General features: G+C 71.6%; 18 protein-coding genes and 1 tRNA gene. 14 read left to right on the forward strand and 5 right to left on the reverse strand.

The window, feature by feature from the left end:
* Window positions 1-36: 36 nt before the first annotated feature.
* Both recO and M3667_RS07740 read left to right on the forward strand, forming a co-directional pair.
* Window positions 37-765, forward strand: a complete 729-nt coding sequence (gene recO, locus M3667_RS07735; RefSeq protein ID WP_251507034.1) for a DNA repair protein RecO — start codon at window positions 37-39, stop codon at window positions 763-765.
* Window positions 762-1,565, forward strand: coding sequence for an isoprenyl transferase (locus M3667_RS07740; protein ID WP_251507037.1), 804 nt, complete (start codon window positions 762-764; stop codon window positions 1,563-1,565). The genes recO and M3667_RS07740 overlap by 4 nt, the downstream gene beginning before the upstream one ends.
* Window positions 1,566-1,569: 4 nt before the next feature.
* Here M3667_RS07740 and M3667_RS07745 read toward each other — a convergent pair whose 3' ends face one another.
* The 3 genes from M3667_RS07745 to M3667_RS07755 are packed head-to-tail and all read right to left on the reverse strand — an operon-like array spanning window position 1,570 to window position 3,906.
* The gene (locus tag M3667_RS07745; protein ID WP_251507040.1) at window positions 1,570-2,493 is read right to left on the reverse strand and encodes a hydroxyacid dehydrogenase; all 924 of its coding nucleotides are present in this window, start codon (window positions 2,491-2,493) and stop codon (window positions 1,570-1,572) included.
* The gene (locus M3667_RS07750; RefSeq protein WP_251507043.1) at window positions 2,486-3,085 is read right to left on the reverse strand and encodes an RraA family protein; all 600 of its coding nucleotides are present in this window, start codon (window positions 3,083-3,085) and stop codon (window positions 2,486-2,488) included. The genes M3667_RS07745 and M3667_RS07750 overlap by 8 nt, the downstream gene beginning before the upstream one ends.
* 29 nt (window positions 3,086-3,114) lie before the next feature.
* Window positions 3,115-3,906, reverse strand: a complete 792-nt coding sequence (locus M3667_RS07755; RefSeq protein WP_251507047.1) for an IclR family transcriptional regulator — start codon at window positions 3,904-3,906, stop codon at window positions 3,115-3,117.
* Between the two features lie 127 nt (window positions 3,907-4,033).
* On the opposite strand from M3667_RS07755, the gene M3667_RS07760 reads away from it, so the two are divergent.
* The 11 genes from M3667_RS07760 to M3667_RS07810 all read left to right on the forward strand — a co-directional run bounded on the left by M3667_RS07760 (window position 4,034) and on the right by M3667_RS07810 (window position 15,303).
* Entirely contained in the window at window positions 4,034-5,020 is a 987-nt protein-coding gene (locus tag M3667_RS07760) for a tripartite tricarboxylate transporter substrate binding protein (RefSeq protein ID WP_251507049.1), read from the forward strand.
* Window positions 5,017-5,628: a tripartite tricarboxylate transporter TctB family protein gene (locus M3667_RS07765; protein WP_251507051.1), complete on the forward strand. Its 612-nt coding sequence runs from the start codon at window positions 5,017-5,019 to the stop codon at window positions 5,626-5,628. The genes M3667_RS07760 and M3667_RS07765 overlap by 4 nt, the downstream gene beginning before the upstream one ends.
* Window positions 5,628-7,139 carry a tripartite tricarboxylate transporter permease gene (locus M3667_RS07770; protein WP_251507053.1) on the forward strand — a complete coding sequence of 504 codons (1,512 nt, stop codon included), beginning with the start codon at window positions 5,628-5,630 and terminating at the stop codon, window positions 7,137-7,139. Before M3667_RS07765 ends, M3667_RS07770 begins: the two co-directional genes overlap by 1 nt.
* Window positions 7,136-8,353 (forward strand): CaiB/BaiF CoA-transferase family protein, encoded by a 1,218-nt coding sequence (locus M3667_RS07775; RefSeq protein WP_251507054.1) that lies wholly within the window; start codon window positions 7,136-7,138, stop codon window positions 8,351-8,353. The genes M3667_RS07770 and M3667_RS07775 overlap by 4 nt, the downstream gene beginning before the upstream one ends.
* The gene (locus M3667_RS07780; RefSeq protein WP_251507056.1) at window positions 8,350-9,150 is read left to right on the forward strand and encodes a citryl-CoA lyase; all 801 of its coding nucleotides are present in this window, start codon (window positions 8,350-8,352) and stop codon (window positions 9,148-9,150) included. The genes M3667_RS07775 and M3667_RS07780 overlap by 4 nt, the downstream gene beginning before the upstream one ends.
* A gap of 74 nt (window positions 9,151-9,224) precedes the next feature.
* Entirely contained in the window at window positions 9,225-9,908 is a 684-nt protein-coding gene (locus tag M3667_RS07785; protein WP_251507058.1) for a DsbA family protein, read from the forward strand.
* An 82-nt stretch (window positions 9,909-9,990) separates the two neighbouring features.
* On the forward strand, window positions 9,991-11,157 hold the full coding sequence (gene dusB, locus M3667_RS07790; protein ID WP_144833663.1) for a tRNA dihydrouridine synthase DusB: 1,167 nt from the start codon (window positions 9,991-9,993) through the stop codon (window positions 11,155-11,157).
* A complete protein-coding gene (locus M3667_RS07795; protein ID WP_251507060.1) occupies window positions 11,147-12,481 on the forward strand; it encodes a deoxyguanosinetriphosphate triphosphohydrolase in 1,335 nt (444 codons plus the stop codon). Before dusB ends, M3667_RS07795 begins: the two co-directional genes overlap by 11 nt.
* On the forward strand, window positions 12,481-14,322 hold the full coding sequence (dnaG, locus tag M3667_RS07800; RefSeq protein ID WP_251507062.1) for a DNA primase: 1,842 nt from the start codon (window positions 12,481-12,483) through the stop codon (window positions 14,320-14,322). Before M3667_RS07795 ends, dnaG begins: the two co-directional genes overlap by 1 nt.
* 69 nt (window positions 14,323-14,391) lie before the next feature.
* The gene (locus M3667_RS07805; RefSeq protein ID WP_251507064.1) at window positions 14,392-15,165 is read left to right on the forward strand and encodes an ATP-binding cassette domain-containing protein; all 774 of its coding nucleotides are present in this window, start codon (window positions 14,392-14,394) and stop codon (window positions 15,163-15,165) included.
* A gap of 62 nt (window positions 15,166-15,227) precedes the next feature.
* Window positions 15,228-15,303, forward strand: a tRNA-Asn gene (locus M3667_RS07810).
* A gap of 50 nt (window positions 15,304-15,353) precedes the next feature.
* Here M3667_RS07810 and M3667_RS07815 read toward each other — a convergent pair.
* Together M3667_RS07815 and M3667_RS07820 are read right to left on the reverse strand one after the other, a co-directional pair.
* Window positions 15,354-16,403: a hypothetical protein gene (locus M3667_RS07815; protein WP_251507066.1), complete on the reverse strand. Its 1,050-nt coding sequence runs from the start codon at window positions 16,401-16,403 to the stop codon at window positions 15,354-15,356.
* Window positions 16,404-16,407: 4 nt separating this feature from the next.
* Window positions 16,408-18,051, reverse strand: a complete 1,644-nt coding sequence (locus tag M3667_RS07820) for a serine/threonine-protein kinase (RefSeq protein WP_251507068.1) — start codon at window positions 18,049-18,051, stop codon at window positions 16,408-16,410.
* A 306-nt stretch (window positions 18,052-18,357) separates the two neighbouring features.
* Between M3667_RS07820 and M3667_RS07825 the strand changes: the two genes are divergently transcribed.
* Window positions 18,358-20,757, forward strand: coding sequence for an acyltransferase (locus M3667_RS07825; RefSeq protein ID WP_251507070.1), 2,400 nt, complete (start codon window positions 18,358-18,360; stop codon window positions 20,755-20,757).
* Window positions 20,758-20,864: the final 107 nt, after the last annotated feature.

The following is a 20,864-nucleotide window of genomic DNA, read 5'->3' on the forward strand; positions in this document are numbered from 1 at the left end:
CAGGCCGCTCACGGGTGGGCAGGCCGATAATGGACTGTGCCCACCTACCGCGACGAGGTCGTGGTCCTGCGTACCCACAAGCTCGGGGAGGCGGACCGCATCCTCACCCTGCTCAGCCGCCGCAACGGCAAGATCCGTGCGGTCGCCAAGGGCGTGCGCCGCACCTCGTCGAAGTTCGGATCCCGTCTCGAGCCGTTCATGGTCGCCGACGTACAGCTGTTCAAGGGGCGCAACCTCGACATCGTGCAGCAGGCCGAGTCGCTCGGCTCGTACGGGGCCGAGATCGTGGCGGACTACGACGTGTACACGACCGCCAGCGCCATGGTCGAGACCGCCGACCGCCTGAATGAGGCCGAGGCGACGCCCCAGCAGTACCTGCTGCTGGTCGGCGGGCTGCGCTCCCTCGCCCGCGGCGAGCACTCCGAGCGCAGCGTGCTCGACTCGTACCTGTTGCGCGCCATGGCCCTGTCGGGCTGGGCTCCCGGTCTCACCGAGTGCGCGCGCTGCGGCACGGTCGGAGACCACGACTACTTCCTCCCGCAGCTCGGCGGCGTCATCTGCTCGACCTGCGCCCCGGCGGGCTCGCCGCGCGTCGCGCGCGACACGGTCGACATGCTCCGCGCCCTCATGGCGGGGGAGTGGGAGACGATCGACGCCGCCCCCGGACGCACGACCGCGGCGGCCTCCGGCCTCGTGGCCGCGTACGCGCAGTTCCACCTGGAGCGCGGCATCCGCTCCCTCTCGCACCTGGAGTCGCATCGATGACACCCAAGCCGTTCACGAACCGCGACGCCGTGCCCTACCGCCCCCTCGACTGGACCGGCGAGTACCCGCCGGCCTTCCCGAAGGGTGCGGTACCCGAGCACGTCGCGATCGTGATGGACGGCAACGGTCGCTGGGCCAACCGCCAGGGACTCACCCGCGTCGAGGGCCACCGCGCGGGCGAGGCGGCTCTGCTCGACGTCGTCGCGGGCGCGATCCAGGCGGGCGTGAAGCACCTGTCGGTCTACGCCTTCTCCACCGAGAACTGGTCGCGCTCACCCGACGAGGTGCGCTTCCTCATGGGGTTCAACCGCGAGGTGCTGCACCGCCGACGCGACCAGCTCAACGAGTGGGGTGTGCGCATCCGCTGGTCGGGTCGCAAGCCGCGCCTGTGGGGCTCGGTCATCAAAGAGCTGCAGCACGCCGAGCGCCTCACCGAGGGCAACTCGACGCTCACGCTGACGATGTGCGTCAACTACGGCGGCCGGGTCGAGATCGTGGATGCCGTGCGCCGCATCGGCGACGACATCGCCTCCGGCAAGCTCAAGCCGTCGGCCGTCACCGAGAAGCTCATCCGCAAGAACCTGTATCAACCCGACATGCCCGACGTCGACTTGTTCGTGCGCTCGAGCGGCGAGCAACGCACCTCGAACTTCCTGCTGTGGGAGTCGGCGTACGCCGAGATGGTCTTCCTCGACACCCTGTGGCCCGACTTCCGCCGCACGCACCTGTGGGACGCCATCGGGCACTACCAGTCGCGCGATCGCCGGTTCGGCGGAGCGGTGGACAAGCCCACGGCGTAAGGCTCTAGGGGGCGAGCTCAGCCCGCAGCGAGGCCGCCGCCTCCATCGCGACCCGCCTCATGGCTTCACGCGTCTGCCCGCCGATGTGCGGGGTCACGACGACGTCGGCGCGACCGCGCAGCGGGTGATCGGCCGGCATCGGCTCGACCTCCGAGACGTCGAGGCCCGCACCTCCCACCTCGCCGGCATCGAGCGCCGCCAGAAGGGCCTGCTCGTCGACGACCCCGCCGCGTGAGGTGTTGAGCACGACGGCGTGCGACCGCATGCGTCGGAACTGCGCGGTGGAGAGCAGGCCGCGCGTCGCGGGGACGAGCGGGACGTGCACGCTGACCGCGTCGGACTGCTCGAGCAGGTCGTCGAGCGAGCGCGGCTCGGCTCCCGCCGCGCGCACCTCGTCGTCGCTCAGACCCGGGTCGTGGGCGAGCACGCGCATCGAGAACCCGCCCTGGCCGATCCGCGCCACGTGCCGCGCGATGCGTCCGAAACCGATGAGACCCAGCGTCGATCCGCTGAGCTCGCTCCCGATCAAGTCGACGCGTTCGCCGCGACCGCTCACGGCGGCACCGATGCCCCGCCGCACCGCCAGCAGAAGGGCGATGGCGTGCTCGGCGACCGAGAGCACGTTCGCCTCGGGAGTGGTCGTGATCCGGATGCCGTGCTCTCGAGCGAACGCGGTGTCGACGGTGTCGGTGCCCACGCCGTGGCGCGCCACGATGCGCAGCCGCGGCATGCGGCTCAACTGCGGTGCGTCGAGCCGGGCCGTGCGGAGGAGGACCCCCTGCACGAGCGGGGCAACCGCGTCTTCCGTCGACGCCTGCCTGCCCCAGCCCCGGCGCACGTCGGCCCACGTCTCGAGATCGGCGACCGCGTCGGCGTGCACCTCCCGGGGGATCCAGACGACCGGTCGGCCCGTCTGCGCCTCAGCCACGGGGCGTCAGGGCGCGGTTCGCGGCGCGGCGGTCGGCTTCGCCGCGCACGAGTTCGTCGGCGGCAGCGGTGACCTCGGCGATCCGCGCGCGGGGGACGACCGCGACACCATCGGCGTCGCCGACGATCCAGTCGCCGGGCGCGACGGGAACGCCCCCGAGGGCGACCGTCTGACCCAACCGGTAGGGCCCGGTCTTCCAGGGACCTGCGGGCGTCACGGCCCGCGCGAACACGGGAACGCCCACCTCGCGCAACTCGACCGCATCGCGCGCGGCGCCGTCGAGCACGATGCCCGCCACCCCGAGCGCCTTCGCCTTCTCGGCGACGAGTTCTCCGATGAGCGCACGTGTGTCGTCTGAGCCGCCGTCGACCACGAGGATCTCGCCGGCGCGGATGACCTCGAAGGCCGCGTGCACGCCCTTGTTGTCACCGGGTCGCGTCAGAACGGTGACCGCGGGGCCCGAGACGACCGCACCCGACCAGAGCGGAGAGATGCCGCGCGCCACCCCGAAGCGCTCCATCGCATCGCCGATCGTGGCGGCGGCGTAGGTGCCGGGCGGGGGATACTCAGCGGTTTCGGAAAGAGTGCTCATCGTCGGGCGGTCCTCTCGTCGGGGTGGATTCAGTCGAGTGCGGGTGGCAGGCCGGTGTGCCGCAGATCGGATGCCGCGGCCTCGAGCGCCTCGAGGAACACGCCCACGCGCTCCTCGGTGAAGCGAGCCGTGGGGCCGCCGAGGCCGAGCACCACCGCGGGTCGACGGTCATCGCCGTCGCGGACGATCACGGCCACACCGCTGTTCCCGGGTTCGCGCGCCCCGTGCGAGACGGCGTGACGGTCGCGGGCGGCCGCGGCGACGGCGGCTCGGAAGGCGTCGGCGTCGACACCGGGACGCTCGTCGCCCGGGACCGAGGCGAGCACGTGCTCCGCAGCATCCGGACCGCTCGCGGCGACCAGCAGAGTGGACGAAGCGCCGACCAGGAGCGGCATCTCGTCGCCGACCTGCACAACGTGACGAAGCGAGTAGGGGCTCGGCGACTGTGCGACCGCCACGCGTCGCATGCCGCTACGCACGTAGAGGCTCGCGGTCTCGCCGGTCTCTTGCGCGAGGCGCGTCATGCGATCAGCCGTCTCTTCGGGCACCGCCCACGCCGCCTCGGCGAATGCCGCGAGACGGATCAGGCGCGCGCCGACCGTGATGCGGCCGTCGGCCGCGTGCCGCAGCATGCGCTCCCCGACGAGGGTGTCGATCATCCGCAGCACGGTGGTGCGGGGGAGGGCGCTGTCGCGCACGATCTCGGCGACCGAGAGCACCGGTCGATCGGCGGTGAAGCTCTGCAGCACCTGGAACGCCCGGGTCACGGCGCGGACGCCGCCACCCTCGGCGACGGACGTCTCGCCGCTCTCGTTGCTCACCGACATCGTCATCTCTCTCGCGTCGCACCGGTTGCGCGCGCTCCGAGATCGAGTGTACCGTCAGGTGGACGTTGGAGTCCACTAGATGGACACCACAATACCCACCAGATCACGAAGGAGTGACGACGTGAGAACCAGACGCGTCCTATGGAACGCGCTCGGGATCGCGGCCACCGCCGCCCTCGTCGGCGTGGCCGCGGTGAACGCCAGCGGCTCGACCGCGGGTGCCGATCCACGCACCAAACTGACCATCATGGCCCCGGCCGCGCCCGGCGGCGGGTGGGACCTTGCCTCGCGCGAATCGCAGCAGGTCCTGCGCTCGACCTCGGTCGTCAACAACGTGCAGGTGGTGAACGTGCCGGGCGCCGGCGGCACGATCGGCCTCGGCCAGTTCGTGCAGCTCGGCGACGATCCGACGAACCTGATGATGACCGGCACCGTCATGGAGGGCGCGATCACCGCGAACGGCTCGGCCGCGAGCCTCGCCGATACCACCCCGATCGCCCGACTCGCGGAGGACTACATCGTCTTCATCGTGCCCGCCGATTCTCCGTTCCAGACACTCGACGACTTCGTCCGGGCCTGGCGCGAGAACCCCCACGGTCAGGCCGTTGGCGGCGGGGGCATCGGTGGCACCGACCACCTGCTGACCGGACTGACGGCGAAGGCCGCCGGCATCGACCCCGCCGAGCTCAACTACGTCTCGTACGCGGGTGGCGGCGAGGTACTCACCGCCCTCCTGTCGAACACGGTCGCGGTCGGCGTGAGCGGATACAACGACTTCAGCGACCAGATCGAAGCGGGCCGCCTGCGTGCGCTGGCCGTCTCGGCCGAAGAGCCGGTACCCGGCATCGACATCCCGACCTTCATCGAGCAGGGCGTCGACGTGAACCTGCCGAACTGGCGTGGACTGGTCGCCCCTCCCGGCATCACCGACGACCAACGCCACGAGCTCGTCGCCATCGTCGAGCAGATGGCCGCCACCCCCGAGTGGGAAGAGGTGCTCGATCGCAATCGCTGGCGCGACGCCCTGCTGACCGGCGGCGAGTTCGCGACCTTCATCGAAGAAGACCAAGCGCGCGTCGACGCCATCATCGAGGAGCTGGGCCTGTGAGCGGCGTCATCCCCACCGTCCCGCGCACGCATCGAGCCCGACCCTCCGACGGGTTCTGGCGCCGTCGCACCGGACTCATCGTTCCCGCGATCATGCTGCTGGTCGGCATCGGCCTCGTCGTCGGCACGCTTACCATGACCGTTCCGGCCAACACGGCACCCCCGGGTCCGCAGCTGTTTCCCGCGATCGTCGCCGCCGCGGTGATCGTGCTGGCCGTCCTCCTCGCGCTCGACGTCATCCGCCGACCCGAGCCGGTCGAGGTCGTCGACGCCGCAGCGCCCGAACACGAGTCCGACCTCGACGACGAGGCGCTCATCGCGGCCGTCGAGGGGCGGGAACCCGACGTCCCCACGGTTCGTCCGCGCAGCAACCTGTGGGCTCTGGCCGGAGCCGTCGGCACGGTCATCGTCTTCATCGCGGCTCTCACCCCGCTCGGCTGGTTGCTTTCGGGCGCCTTCCTGTTCTGGGGCATCGCACGGTCGCTCGGCAGCCGCCGTCCGATCTTCGACATCTTCCTCTCGCTGGCGATCTCCGCCATCGTGCAGATCGCCTTCTCCGGTGGTCTCGGACTCAACCTGCCGCCTGGAATCCTGGAGGGCCTCTTCTGATGGATGCGCTGGTCAACCTGGGGGAGGGCTTCGCCGTCGTCCTCACCCCCATCAACATGCTGTGGGTGCTCATCGGGGCCGTCCTCGGCACCGCAGTCGGCGTCCTGCCTGGCCTCGGCTCGGCGATGGCGGTCGCGCTGCTGCTCCCCGTCACGTTCTCGCTCGACCCGATCGGCGCGTTCATCATGTTCGCCGGGGTGCTGTTCGGTGGACTCTTCGGCGACTCCATCGCCGGCATCCTGATGAACACCCCCGGCAACAGCACCGCGATCGCCGGCTCCATCGAGGGCCATCGAATGGCCAAGAGCGGGCGCGCCGCGCAAGCTCTCGCGACCTCCGCGATCGGCGCCTTCATCGGCGGCATCATCGCCTCGATCCTCGTGGTGTTCTTCGCTCCGCGCCTCGCGGAGCTGGCGACCCTCTTCGGGCCCGCCGAGTACCTGGCCCTCGCCGTCTTCGCGTTCGTGGCGATCTCGGCCGTCGTCACCGACTCGGTGGTGCGGGGCCTCGCGGCCCTCGCGATCGGCCTCGCGATCTCGGTCGTGGGCATCGACGGAGCGTCGGGCGCCTCGCGCTTCACGTTTGGCCTGCCGGAGCTGTTCGACGGCATCGACATCGTGGTCATCACGGTCGGCCTCCTCGCCCTCGGCGAGGTCTTCAGCGTCGCCGGACGCCGCGGCACCCCCGACGACACGAAGCTGCTCGCCTCGAGCGGGCGCCTGTGGTTGTCGTTCCGCGAGCTCCGCCAGGCCCTGCCCGCCTGGCTGCGCGGCACGGCGATCGGCGTGCCATTCGGCATCATCCCCGTCGGCGGCTCGGAGGTGCCGACGTTCCTGGCCTACGGCACCGAGCGCAAGCTCGACGGCCGCCGCAAGAAGCCCATGTTCGGTCGCGGCGCGATCCAGGGCGTCGCCGGGCCCGAGGCCGCCGGAAACGCCACTGCCGGCACGGCCATGGGCGCCCTCCTCGCCCTCGGGCTTCCCACCTCGGCGACGGCCGCGATCCTGCTGGCGGCCTTCCGCCAGTACGGTCTGCAGCCCGGACCGCTGCTGTTCGAGCGGGCACCCGATCTGGTTTGGGCACTGCTCGCGAGCTTCTTCGTCGGCATGGTCGTGCTGCTCATCCTCAACCTGCCTTTCGCGCCTCTGTGGGCGAAGCTGCTGAAGGTGCCCAAGCACTACCTCTACGCCGGGATCACGGTGTTCGCCATGCTGGGCGTGTACGCCACGAGCAGCAAGATCCTCGACCTGGTGCTCGTGCTCGCCGTGGGCCTGCTCGGCTTCCTGATGCGCCGCTACGGTCTGCCGGTGGCCCCGATGCTCATCGCGATCATCCTCGGGCCCCTGGCCGAGACCGAGTACCGCCGCGCCATGGCCGTCGGAGAGGGCGACGCCGGCATCCTGGTGTCGAGTCCCATCTCGATCACGTTGTATTCGGTGCTCGCCCTCGCCATCGTGGGCGTCATCTTCACCAAGGTGCGCGCGGCGCGGAAGCAGAAGGTCGCCGCATGACGGATGCCACGGTGTCGGGCCCCCTCACGGGTGTGACCGTGCTCGACCTGACCAACGTGCTGGCCGGCCCCTACGCGGCATATCAGTTGGCGCTGATGGGCGCCGACGTCATCAAGGTGGAGACCCCCGACGGCGGCGACCTCGCACGTCGCCTTGGGACGTCGGCCGAGCTGAACGCGCAATTGCTGGGCGTCTCTTTCCTGGCGCAGAACGCGCAGAAGCGCTCGATCACCCTCGATCTGAAAACGCCGGGTGGTGCCGAGGCCCTCCGTCGCTTGGTGGCGACCGCCGACGTGCTCGTCGAGAACTTCCGCCCCGGCGTGCTCGAGCGGCTGGGGTTCGGGTGGGATGCCCTGCGCGCCCTGAACTCCCGCCTCATCCTGTGCCAGGTGTCGGGGTTCGGCCAGACCGGACCCATGCGCACGAAGCCCGCGTACGACCAGATCATCCAGGGGTACTCGGGGATGATGAGCGTGACCGGCACCGACGAGACCGGTCCGCTGCGGGCGGGCTTCCCGCTCGCCGACACGATCGGCGGGCTCGCGGCGGCCTTCGCGATCTCGAGCGCGCTCGCCGGTCGCGCCCGCACCGGGGTCGGCACGGTCATCGATGTCTCGATGCTCGAGACCGCGGTCACCGCGATGGGGTGGGTGGTGTCGAACCTGCTCGTCGACGGCCATGAGCCGCGTCCGCTGGGCAACGACAACGGAACGGCCGCACCTTCCGGCGCCTTCGCGACCGGTGACGGCATGCTCAACATCGCCGCGAACAAGCAGGAGCAGTTCGAGGTGCTGTGCGCCCTCGTCGATCGACCCGAGCTGGTCGCCGACGAACGGTTCGCCGAGCGCGAGAGCCGCAAGACCCATCGGGCGGCGCTGACCGCCGAGCTCGAGACGGCGCTGGCGGCGCGACCGGCCGCGGAGTGGGAAGAGGTCCTCAGCTCGGCGGGCGTTCCCGCGGCGGCCGTCCTCCGTGTCGACGAGATGCTGAGCAGCCCCCAGATCCGCGAGCGCGGGCTCGTGCACGAGCTGCCCTTCCCGGGCGGCGGCGACGAACCCCTCCGTGTGCTGGGCAACGGCATCCGGATCGACGGTGCCCCCTCCGCGCCCCGCACTGCTCCTCCGCTGCTGGGGGAGCACACCGACGAGATCCTGGCGGGCCTCGGCTACAGCGCCGACGACATCGCCGCCCTGCACGAGGAAGGCGCCGTATGAACGACGATCAGCTGGCCCCCGTCACCGCGTGGTGGGCGACCGCCATCACCCGCATCCAGCCGGGCGAGATCGCGTTCCGCGGTCGACCCGTGCAGGATCTCATCGGCACCGCCGGGTTCGTCGAGACGATCTGGCTGATGGTCACCGGAGAGACCCTCGACCCCGCGCGGGGCCGTCTGCTCGAGGCGACCCTGGTCGCGAGCGTCGATCACGGACCCCAGGCGCCGTCGATCGCGAGCGCGCGCATGGCCGCCACCTGCGGGGTCGGCATCAACTCGGCGATGGCGAACGGCATCAACGTGCTCGGCGACACGCACGGCGGCGCCGGTCAGCAGTGCGTGGCGATGCTGAACCGCATGGTGCGGGCACACCTCGACGAGGGGCGCCCCCTCGACGACCTCGCCGCCGACGAGCTCGCGCAGCACCGCGCGCGGAAGGCCTTCGTGCCGGGGTTCGGGCATCGCTTCCATCCCGTCGACCCGCGCCGCGATCCCCTCCTCGCCCTCGTGGAGGAGGCCGCGGCATCCGGGGCCGTGTCGGGCGACCACCTGCGCGCGGGCCTCGCGGTCGAGCAGGCGCTGGCCTCCCGCGGTGTGCCGATGAACATCGACGGCATCTCGGCGATCGTCTACGGCGAGCTGGGCGTCGAGCCCGAGCTCGCGCGGGGGCTCTTCGTACTCGCGCGATCGGTGGGCATCCTCGCCCACGCGTGGGAGGAGACCGGGTCGGGCCGACGCATCAAGGGCCCCCTGCCTCCGCCGCTGCTCGCCGACTACACCGGACCTGCGGTGCCGTAGGGCCGCGGCATCCGGGGCGCGAGAATGGATGCCGTTCACGGAATAGATCGCTCTCGCGAGAGGTTGCACGCGATATGACGGATGCCATCAAGATCGACGTGTGGAGTGACATCGCCTGCCCGTGGTGCTACATCGGCAAGCGGAACCTCGAGAACGGCCTGGCCGCCACGGCCGCCGACGACGACGCTCCGGTCGTCGAGATCGAGTACCACTCCTACGAGCTCTCGCCTGACACACCCGAGGACTTCGACGGGGGAGAGGTCGACTACCTCTCGCAGCACAAGGGCATCTCGCCCGAGTCCGCGCGCGAGATGCTCGACCGCGTCACCGGCGTCGCCGCCGATGCCGGACTCGCGTACCGCTTCGACATCCTCAAGCACACCAACACCGTGAAGGCGCACGAACTGCTGCACTTCGCGAAGGAGAACGGCAAGCAGCTCCAGCTCGCCGAGGTTCTCATGTCGGCGTACTTCCTCGAGGGCAAGCACGTGGGTCGCGACGACGACCTCATCGCCCTCGCCGTCGAGGTCGGTCTCGACGAGGCCGAGGCCCGCGAGGCCCTCTCGTCGCAGCGCTTCCGTGCCGCCGTGCGCGCCGACCAGGAGCAGGCCCGTCAGTTCGGCATCACCGGCGTGCCCTTCTTCGTCATCGACGGCAAGTACGGCGTGAGCGGTGCGCAGCCGGTCGAGGCCTTCAGCCAGATCGCCCGCCAGGTGTGGGGCGAGCGTCGCGAGGTCGCCGAGACCGCCGACGCGTGACCCCTTCTGCACAACCGGTGCCCGTTCCCGATCCGTTCGGGGGCGGGCACCGGTGCGTGCGACCGTCTGGGAGAATGGAACTGTGAATACGGCATTGGCTCCGGCGCGGACGCTCCGCATCGGCAACATCGAACTCGACGCTCCCGTCGTGCTCGCTCCCATGGCCGGCATCACGAACACGGCGTTCCGGCGCCTGTGTCGCGAATACGGTGCCGGCCTGTACGTGAGCGAGATGATCACGACGCGCGCGCTCGTCGAACGCAACGACACCACGATGCGGCTCATCCGCCATCACGAGTCCGAGACCCCGCGCTCGATTCAGCTCTACGGCGTCGACCCGGCCACCGTCGAAGCGGCCGTGCAGATGATCGTCGCCGAAGACCACGCCGACCACATCGACCTCAACTTCGGCTGCCCCGTGCCCAAGGTCACGCGCCGCGGCGGGGGAGCGGCCCTTCCGTGGAAGACCTCGCTGTTCCGCGAGATCGTCGAGCGCGCCGTGAAGGCGGCAGGCGACAAGCCGCTGACCATCAAGATGCGCAAGGGCATCGACGCCGACCACCTCACCTACCTCGAGGCCGGGCGCATCGCCGAGGGCGCGGGGGTCTCGTCCATCGCGCTGCACGCCCGCACGGCATCCGAGTTCTACTCCGGCCAGGCCGACTGGGCCGCGATCACCAAGCTCAAAGAGACGGTCACGAGCGTTCCCGTGCTCGGTAACGGCGACATCTGGTCGGCCGACGACGCCGTGCGCATGATGGACGAGACCGGCTGCGACGGCGTCGTCGTCGGTCGCGGCTGCCTCGGTCGTCCGTGGCTCTTCGGCGACCTGGCGCGCGCGCTGGGTGGGCCCGGAGCCGCCCACGGCGAGCCCGTCGACGCCACGCTCGGTTTCGTCGCGAAGGCCTTCCGCCGCCACGCCGAGCTGCTCGTGGAGTTCTTCGAAGACGAGGGGCGCGGATGCCGTGACATCCGCAAGCACGTCGCCTGGTACTTCAAGGGCTACCCCGTCGGCGGAGAGCTGCGCGCGAGCCTCGCGACCGCCTCGACCCTCGACGAGATCGACGAGCTGCTGGCCACGATGGAGCTCGACGCCCCGTACCCGGGAGCAGCCGCCGAGGGGCAGCGCGGTCGCGCGGGCACGCCGAAGCGGCCGGCCCTGCCCGACGGCTGGCTCGACTCCCGCGAGATCGGCCACGATGCCGGTCGCGCCCTCGCCGACGCGGAGTTGCACCACAGTGGCGGTTGAGGCGTCGCCGACGGTCGCCCGACCGCTCGGCTACGACGACGTCGACGCGGCACGCTTCCACGTCGAGAACCACCGCTCCCAGCGCGATGACTTCGCGCGCGACCGCGCCCGCGTGCTGCACTCGGCGGCGCTGCGACGTCTCGCCGCGAAGACCCAGGTGCTGAGTCCCGCGAGCCCCGCCGACTTCGCCCGCAACCGCCTCACGCACTCGCTCGAGGTCGCGCAGGTGGGCCGCGAGCTCGCGACCGCGCTGCAGCTGTCGCCCGACGTCGTCGACACGGCGTGCCTGAGCCACGACCTCGGTCACCCGCCCTTCGGCCACAACGGCGAACGCGCGCTCAACGAGTGGGCCGAAGACATCGGCGGCTTCGAGGGCAATGCGCAGACCCTGCGCATCCTCACCCGCCTCGAGCCGAAGTCGTTCGGCGCCGACGGCGAGCCGTACGGCCTCAACCTCACGCGCGCGAGCCTCGACGCCACGTGCAAGTACCCCTGGACCGTCGATGAGCCCGTGCCCGACCCGGGCGGTCGCCTGAAGTTCGGTGTGTATCCCGACGACGAGCCGGTGTTCCACTGGATGCGCGGGGGCGCCCCCGCCCGCCAGCGCTGCATCGAGGCCGAGGTCATGGACCTCTCCGACGACATCGCCTACTCGGTGCACGACTTCGAAGACGCGATGGTCAACCGCTACGTCGACCCCGCCCGTCTCGCCTCGCGCGTCGGTCGCGAGGGGCTGCTCGATGCGATCCAGCGCTGGGTCGGGTACGACTTCGTGCGCGACGACCTCGCCGCGGGCCTCGAGCGGCTCATGGCCATGCCCGAATGGATCACCTCGTTCGACGGCACGCGCCCCGCGCTCGCACGGCTGAAGAACCTCACGTCCGACCTCATCGGCCGCTTCGCCCGCGCCGCCACCGCGGCCACGCGCGAGGCGTACCCCGCCGACGAGCTCACCCGCTACCGCGCTCACGTCATCGTGCCGGCCGAGGTCGAGGTCGAGATGGCGGTGCTCAAGGGCATCATCGGCGCGACCGTCGTCTCGATCGACGGCCGCAAGGTGCTGTACCGCGAGCAGCGCCACGTGCTCAAGCGCCTGGCATCCGCCCTGTGGGAGAACCCCGGCGCCCTCGACGCCCTTCACGCCCCCGACTTCGCCGCGGCCACCGACGACGCTGCGCGCCGGCGGGTCGTGGTCGACCAGGTCGCGAGCCTCACCGACCAGCTCGCGATCGCGTGGCACGGCCGGCTCGTGGGAGAAGTGGATGCCGCCGAGCTCGGCGTCTGGGCTCCCGGCGCCCGCGCGGCCCGGGGAGCGGATGCCTGATGCCCCGCATCCGCCAGTCCGACGTCGACGAGGTCAAGGCGCGGGTCAACATCGCCGACGTCGTCGGTGAGCGCGTCGCGCTGAAGTCGGCCGGCGTCGGGTCGATGAAGGGCCTGTGTCCCTTCCACGACGAGCGGAGCCCGAGCTTCCACGTGCGCCCGCAGGTCGGGTACTACCACTGCTTCGGCTGCGGCGAATCGGGCGACGTCTACTCGTTCCTGCGCGCGATGGACCACGTCTCGTTCACCGAAGCCGTCGAGCGCATGGCCGCGCGCGTCGGCTTCACGCTGCACTACGAAGACGGCGGGCCGGCGCCCGAGACGACCGGCCGCTCGCGCCTGTACGCCGCGAACGCCGCGGCGGCGGAGTACTTCCGCGCCCAGCTCATGACTCCCGAGGCCGATACCGGCCGCCGCTTCCTCGGCGATCGCGGCTTCGACGCCGGGGCCGCCGCCCACTTCGGCGTGGGCTACGCCCCCAAGGGCTGGTCGCACCTCATGGATCACCTGCTGGCCGAGAAGTTCACCCGCGACGAGCTGTTGCAGGCGGGCCTGGTCTCGCAGGGACAGCGCGGCGTCTACGACCGCTTCCGCGGACGCCTCGTCTGGCCCATCCGCGACATCACCGGCCAGGTCATCGGCTTCGGGGCGCGCAAGCTCTACGACGACGACCAGGGCCCCAAGTACCTCAACACCCCCGAGACGCCGATCTACAAGAAGGCGCAGGTGCTCTACGGCCTCGACCTGGCCAAGCGCGACATTTCACGCTCGCACCGGGTCGTCGTGGTCGAGGGCTACACCGACGTCATGGCGTGCCACCTCGCGGGCATCACCACCGCGATCGCGTCGTGCGGCACGGCCTTCGGCAGCGACCACATCACGGTGCTGCGGCGGGTGATGGGCGATGACAGCTCGTCGGGCGAAGTCGTCTTCACCTTCGATCCGGATGCCGCGGGGCAGAAGGCGGCGCTGCGCGCCTTCGCCGACGAGAAGCGGTTCGCCGCGCAGACGTACGTCGCCGTCGCCCCCGAAGGCCTCGACCCGTGCGACCTGCGCCTGCAGCGCGGTGACGGAGCCGTGCGCGCGCTGATGGACAACAAGGCGCCGATGTTCGAGTTCGTCATCGATCAACGCCTCACAGACTTCGACCTCTCGAGCGTGGAGGGTCGGGCCGGCGCCCTGCGCGCCGCGGCGCCCATCGTGGCCGACATCCGCGACCCCGCGCTGCGCCCGGGCTACGTACGCGTGCTCGCCCGCCGCCTCGGTCTCGACATGCCCGAGGTACAGTCGGCCGTCGAGCGCGCGGCCCGCGGCGCCGACCGTGCCGAGAAGCGCGACGCGCAGCGGGGCGGAGAGACAGCTGCCCCCGTCGCGGTGTCGGTGACCATGGCGTCCCTGCCCAACACGCGCGACGTCGCTCTCGAGCGGGGCGCGATGATGGCGTTCCTGCAGTACGGGCACCGCATCGAGCCCGACCTGTTCCTTCGCGCCCTGCAGACGCCGTTCGGGCACCCGGCTCTCGAGGCCGTGCGGGCAGCGCTGGCATCCACCGACCTCTCCCAACCCGGCTGGGCGGTCACCGCGGTCGAGGCGGTGCGCGAGCCATTCCGCACGCTCGCCGTCGAGCTGCTCACCGCCGCCTTCCCGGCGCGCACCGAAGAGGGTGCCGTGGCGGCGGCCAACGACCTCGCTCGGGGCGTGCTGCTGCGTGAGATCGAGCGGCAGAAGGCCGAGCTGGTGCGCGGGATCCAACGCGTCGCGCCGGGTTCCGAAGAGGGACGCAACCTCGGCCTGCAGCTGCGCGAGCTCGACGCCGACCGGCAGCGCCTGATCGCGTCCTGAGGCGCGACCCCGAACGACCCGCGGGCGCAACGGCTGGCATCCGCCCCCTCCGTGGGTAAGGATGAGGGAATGCCCCGGCACCTCGACACCGACGTCGCCCTCCGCGCCGACGACCTCTCGCTCGCGCGAAGCGGGGTGCGCGTGATCGACGGGATCACCCTCACCCTCCCCACCGCCGAGACCCTGATCGTGCAGGGGGCCACGGGTTCGGGCAAGACCTCGCTCGTTTCGCTGCTGGCCGGTCACCCAGACGACGGACTGACCGTAATCGGGGGAGACGCGCGCGTGCACGGCATCTCTGCACGGCGTCCTGGCCGGGCGCGACGCGAGTGGATCTTCCACACCGGCTACCTGCCGCAGGGCGCCGGCGCAGCGCTTCCCTCGAGACTGACCGTGCAAGACGTCATCGCCGAGCCGATCACAAGCCGCGACCGCAAGGTCAACACGCGTGCCCTCGCGGTGCGCGTGGCGACGCTGCTCGACGAGATGGAGCTTCCGCTGGGCACGGCCCCCAAGTACCCCTACGAGCTCAGCGCGGGCATGCGCCAGCGCGTGGCGCTCGCTCGCGCCCTGGTGCTCGAGCCGCGCCTGTTCGTCGCCGATGACCTGTACGCCAACCTCGATCTCGAGGTGCGCGCCGCCGCGCGCGCCTCGATCACGCGCCGCCGTGACGAGCGGGGGATGGCCTCGCTGATCGTCACGAACGACGCCGATGCGCCGAAGGATCTAGATGCCGATGTGCTCGTGCTGCACGCCGGTCACGCCATCGGCCTGGGACACGGCGACGAGGCGCTGCAGTGGACTCCCGACGGCACGCCCGAGCGACGGATTTCGGCGGGCTGATTTTTCCGTCACCCTCGCGTGCTGTTAGTATCGTGGGGTTGCCCGCCGCGAGGTGAGCATGATCCTCGGTAGCTCAATTGGCAGAGCAATCGGCTGTTAACCGATAGGTTCTTGGTTCGAGTCCAAGCCGGGGAGCCACGAACGAAAGCCCGACGCACGCGCGTCGGGCTTTCGTGTTTTCTGAACCGTCAGACCCCCGCCACCGGCAGGTCCTGGTCGCTGCGCGGCGGGTGGGCCACGAGCTCGCGCGCTTGGGCGGCGTCGACGTGCTGGGGGAAGAGCGACCGCGAGAACTTCCCCTTCGGGTCTTCGGGAGCGCGGGGGAGCGCGATCTGGGCGCCGTCGAGGGCAGCGAGGGCCGCGCGGCGCTGCTCGTCGCTCATCGCGAGGTCGCCGCGGCGGCGCAGCAGCAGGGGCGCGCGCAGCTTCTCAGGCCCCTCGAGCACGAGGAAGAGCGACCGCGGGCCTCCGACGAACGTCGACGACGCCTGCAGCCGGGCCGCGGTGAAGCTCGACCAGGGCACCTCGCGCGAACCGGTACGAACGAGCCCGGCGCCGACATCGACCGAGACCTCGGGCAGCAGCCGCGCGATCCACACGCCCGCGCCGATCACGGCGGCGACGAGGGCGAGCACCGCAATCACGAGACCGAGGGTGCTGGCGCGCGCGATCAACAGGAGGAGCGACGTCATCTGCCACACCGCCACGACCGACAGAGCGAGGCCGGGGAGCGCGAACAGCAGGATGGTGCCCCGGTCGCGGGGCGTCACAAGCACCCATCCGGTGGGCATGGCATCCGGCTGCGTGTCGGGGGCATCGTCTTCGACCCGCGCCGCCACGCGTCGCGAAGAGAACAGGCCGATCACCCCCAGCACCAGCACGAGCACCCCGATGACCGATGCGCGAAGGGTTCCGGCATCGGTGGGGAACACCACGGCCACGGCGATCAGGCCGATTCCGAGCACGAGGCAGACGATCCCCTGCACGCGCGTCATGCGACGGAGGCGCTCGCGATCGCGCGCGCGGTCGACGGGCTTCCACGCGGGGGCGGACTCGGGCTCCCACGACTTCCGTCCGAGCCATACAGCAGACAAGGCCACCGCCGCGGCGCACAGCGCGAGGCCGAGGGCACTCACGACGCTGACCACCCCGCCGGCGGGGAGGAAGATGACGGATGCCACGCCTCCGGCTAGCGCGAGGACGAGGAGGGCTGCTCCCGAGACGCGAGGTGATGGCATCGGTTCAGTTCTTGCCGGCGCCGGTCGCGCCCTTGCCGTTCGGACCCTTGCCGTTGAAGGAGCCCGGTCCGGTGCCGTTCTTTGACCCGTTGGCTTTCTCGCCAGGTGTGCCCGTGCCGTTCGACGAGCCGTTGCCGTTGGCGGAACCGGGGCCGTTGCCGTTCGGTGACGCGTTCTTCGCAGGTGGCTCGGTCTGCTTCGCGGGCGTTTCGGGCTCGGCAATCTGCAGGGGAGTGTCGTCGGCCGGGGCCGGGGGAACGACGGCGGTCTCGTTCGGCGTGGTGTCGACCGTACGCGACGACCCGCCGCCACTCGACCCCCCGGTCTCGTCGGGCACGTTCGCCGCGGGCTGCACGGCGGCGGTGGCTGCGGGGGCCGGGTCGACGGCCGGTGCGACCGACTCGCTCACGGTCGGGGAGGGTGCGGGCGGTCCCACGGTCGTGGTGTCGCCCGCCGCCTGCAGCGAGAATCCGAGCAGGGGGAGTCCGATCACGACGACGACTCCGGCTGTGGCGCCGACCCACATCCAGCGGCGACGCATCGCGTCGCGAGAAGCGACGGCAGAGGCGGGCAGGAGGCGCGCACGACGCCGACGCCCCACGGCATCCGTCGTGCTCGACGCCGCGACCGGCACGGCCCACGGTGCCGTTTCGTCGAGCGAGTCCGAAGCAGGGTTAGACGCGGGTCGCGCGGCCGCAGCCGCGGTGGCGGCGACCGGCACGGCCCACGGGGCGGTCTCGGTCAGCGCCGGATCCAGAGCAGACGCGCCCGTGGGCGGAAGAGGCGCGGATGCCGTGGCGGGGGAGCTCATGAGGGTGGCGGCGCGCTCGGCCACGGTGCGCGCGTCGGGTCGCTCCGCGGCATCCGGTGCCGTCATCGCGGCCAGCAGCGACCGCCACTCGTAGCCGAGATGGCCGGGGATGGTGGGCTGTCGAGCCAGGCGAGCGAGGAGGGTCTCCTGCAGCGATCCGCCGCCGAACGGGTGCAGACGCGTGAGCGCCTCGATCGTCATGAGACCGAGGGCGTAGATGTCGGAGGCCGGCTGCGGCGTTTCGCCGCGCACCTGCTCGGGGGCGAGGTAGGCAGCGGTGCCGATGATCGTGCCGGGGGTGGTGAGGCGGGTCGCGTCGAGCAGGTGAGCGACCCCGAAGTCGGCGAGCACGGCCTCGTGGGAACGCGGACCCTGCGGCATCGGACGCAGGAGCACGTTCGAGGGCTTCACGTCGCGGTGCACGATTCCGGCGAGGTGCACGGCTCCGAGGGCCGTGGCGAGATCGTGGAGGTAGCCGGCGATCTCGGCGGGCGGGATCTCGGCCTCTTCGATGCGCCGCTGCAGGGACGGGCCGGTGACCAGCTCCATGACGAGGTACACCTGGTCGTCGCCCGACAGGCGCGCGTCGTAGAGGGTGACGAGCGAGGGGTGGTCGAGAGCCGCGAGCACGCGGGCCTCCGACATGCGGCGCAGCGGGTCGGGCTCGGCGCTGGGGTCGGTGAAGAACACCTTGATGGCCACGTCGCGGCGCAGCACCTCGTCGCGCGCACGGAACACGCGACCCATCCCGCCCGCTCCGATGCGTTCGGTCAGCACGTACCGCGCCGCCAAGACGTCGCCCACGTGGGGCATCGAGGAATCGGGGGCGTGACTCATCAGGTCCTTCACACGCGGAGTGCCGCCGGGGTGGGCGGGAACGGGAGTCGAGCTACCCGTCATTTCGGACACTACGGGTGCCGAGGAGCCATCGATCGGGGCTGGAGATTATTCGCGACGCGAACCATAATGGTGGTCCCTCGGCGGGCTCGTGATCTGGCGCGGAGGCAGTGCCGGCGAACGCCCGTTGCGGATGGCGGCCCGAGAGTGCGTGCCGGGACGCATGCGCGGTGCGTGGCCGATCGCGTGGGAGCGGTTCCACTAAGCTTTCTGCGGCCGTCGGACGCCGGCTCGAGAGGACCCGACGTGACCGCCACCGCTTCGCCCGTGCGCCGCGATCTGCAGGGACTGCGCGCCGTCGCGGTCCTCGCCGTGGTGGCCGCGCACCTGACGGGGTGGCCGCACGGCGGTTTCGTCGGCGTCGACGTGTTCTTCGTGCTGTCGGGCTTCTTCCTTACCGGCATCCTGCTGCGCGACCTCGCGCGCGACGGCGTCGTGCGGCTGGGGGCCTTCTTCGCGCGGCGGATCGGACGCCTGCTCCCGGCCGCCGTCCTGGTGCTGGCCGCGGTGAGCGGGGCGTCGGCGCTCGTCTTCTCTCCCTCGCGGGCCGAGAGCGTCTTCGGTGACGCGCTGGCGGCGCTGGGCCTCTCGTCGAACTGGCGCTTCGGGCTCGAGGGGCGCGACTACTTCGCCACGGTGGACGTACCGCCCCTGCAGCACTTCTGGTCGCTGTCGGTCGAGGAGCAGTTCTCGCTGGGGTGGCCGCTGCTGGTGATGGTCGCCGTCGTCGCGCTTCCGGTCGCCGCGCGCCGGGCCGCGGGCGGCCGGATCGCGGTGGGGGTGCTGTCGCTGGCCGTGGTGGCCGGGTCGGCGGCCGTGGCGATCGCGCAGACCCCGGCCGATGCGAGCCTCGCCTACTTCTCGACCCTCACGCGCGCGGGCGAACTCGCGGTGGGTGCGGCGCTGGCCGCGGCGGTCCCGCTCCTCGCCCGGGTGCCGCGCGCGGTGGGCGGCTTCGCGGGATGGGTCGGACTCGGCGTCATCGCCTGCGCGTTCGTGGTGATCGACCCCGACTCGGCGTTCCCGGCGCCGTGGGCGGCGCTCCCGGTGGCGGGCGCCGCGCTCGTCATCGCCGGAGGGGTCGGCGGCGACCCGCGACAGCGTCACCTCTTCATGCTCTCCAACCCTGTCGCGGTCGCGATCGGCGACGTGTCGTACTCGCTGTATCTCTGGCACCTGCCGCTGATCGTCTTCGCCGGAGTCCTCCTCGCGCCCGGCCCCGCCGCCACGGCCATCACGGCGTTGGCGATCATCGTCGTGAGCGTCGCCACCTTCCTCGGCGTCGAGCAGCCGCTGCATCGCGCACCGTGGCGACGTCGGCCGCCGGCCCCGACGACGGTCGAGGAGGTTCCGGATGCCGCACCCCCGGCCCTGCGCCAGCCCGCTCCCGCGCCGCGCCCGTCCGCTCTCGCCTCCCGGCCGGCCGGCTGGGTGCCGGGTCAGCGGTACTACCCGGGCTCCCGCGCCTCGGCGACCGCGAGCGTCGAGGAGGCCGCCCCGGCGCGGGTCGCGGCGGAGGCCTCGCCCGACATCTCGGCATCCGTCCCCGTCCCTTCCGCCGCCGAGGTCGCCGAGCGTGTCGAGCAGCCCGCTCCCGCGCGGGACTGGGCGTCGTGGCGCGCGCGTTTCGCCCCGCGGGTCGCCCTCGCCGGCGCCACCCTCGCGATCGGCGCGGGGGCCACCGTGCTCGCGGTGTTCGTCGCGTACGGCGCGCCGACGATTCCGGGGCTTCCCGACCTGCCGGGCATCGGCGTGGTCGCGGCGCCGACAGCAGAGGATCCCGCCGACACCGCGGCCGAGGCGAGCGACGCGCTGGAGTCGTTGCAGGCCGAGCTCGCGTCGGCCGCGACCGCGACGTCGTGGCCCGACCTGCATCCCTCACTCGATGAGGCGATGCGCGCGTCGTCGAGCGACAACCGCGCCCACGACTGCTTCACCCCCGACACCGCCCCCTCCGCCGACCGGTGCACGTGGGGGAGCGCCGACGCTCCGCACCACCTCTACCTGGTGGGCGACTCGAGCGCGATGGCCTACGCCCCGGCCTTCGCGAAGCTGGCCGAGGATTCGGGGGGCGAGTGGCGCGTGACGGCGGCGGGGCTCTACGGATGCCGCTTCACCGACGTTCTCGTCGAGAGCCGCGACCCCGCGGTGATGGCCGTGTGCGCGCAGCGCAAGGCCGATGTCGCGGCGATGATCGCGGCCGCCCCCGCCGACCTGCTGATCGTCTCGAACGCCTTCACCCTGGGCCGGACGGTCGACGGACGCGATCTGGGCGCCGATGCGCTGGCATCCGCCGTCTCGAACGAGGTCAGCGGATGGGCCCCGCCCGGTCGCACCGTGTACCTCGCCCCTCCGCCGCACGGGCTCGATCTCGGCCGCTGCTATTCACCGCTGTCCGGCCCCTTCACCTGCCTGTCGGCCGTCGACGACGTGTGGACCCAGATGGAGACCGCCACCGAGTCGCGCGCCGCCGCGACCGGCGACGCGGCGATGAGCGCCCTGCCGTTCACGTGCTCGGCGGGTGTGTGCCCGGCCTTCGCGGGCGACACCCCGGTGCGCTACGACGACACGCACATCACCCCCGCCTTCGCCGAGCGGCTCACGCCGATCCTGCGCGGCGAGCTGCTCGCGCGCGGCCTGTACTGACGGGCCGCGCGCCCGGACGACCGCGAGGCGAGCCGGAACGACGCCACCCACCCCGCGCGTGTGAGAGCATCGGCGATGGCGTGCCGCACCGGCATCCGCGAAGGAGA

The sequence above is a fragment of the Microbacterium sp. P26 genome (assembly GCF_023712585.1).
In the GTDB taxonomy this organism is placed as follows: Bacteria; Actinomycetota; Actinomycetes; order Actinomycetales; family Microbacteriaceae; genus Microbacterium; species Microbacterium algihabitans_A.